Origin of the sequence: Gilliamella sp. M0364 (genome assembly GCF_016100565.1) — a bacterium.
GTDB lineage: Bacteria > Pseudomonadota > Gammaproteobacteria > Enterobacterales > Orbaceae > Gilliamella > Gilliamella apis.
In genome coordinates, this window is record NZ_JACFSF010000033.1 from 1 (window position 1) to 354 (window position 354).

Annotated in this window: 1 protein-coding gene; it reads left to right on the forward strand. The window is 29.1% G+C overall.

What is annotated here, in order from left to right; all coding sequences use genetic code 11:
• Positions 1-122 precede the first annotated feature (122 nt).
• Positions 123-354: hypothetical protein (locus H3U96_RS11280; protein WP_232347787.1), on the forward strand; the 232-nt coding region annotated here is incomplete at its 3' end.

Below are 354 nucleotides of genomic sequence, written 5' to 3' on the forward strand. Positions count from 1 at the left end.
CATAGATTATTTTCAATCACTATACTTTTAGATGATTTTTAGCGCAATAATAGGCTGTTATTTAGTCAAATTAACTTAAAAAAGCGAAATAAAACATGGAATTACTTGACAAGGCTGTTATTATGAACTATAATTTTAAACACCAAACACCAAACACCAAACACCAAACCTGCCCAACTTATACTTTAAAATCATCTTGTTATTACAATCAACGTTTAGTCTTTTCTAATAATTTATTTTTTCCTCGATTTTTAAGGTTATTTTTATTTTCGCCGCTTTTTAGCGTTTTCGCCGTTACTTTAGTTTTATTCTTTTCATCAAGTAGTTATGCACTAACATCCCTAAGAGCCAGTA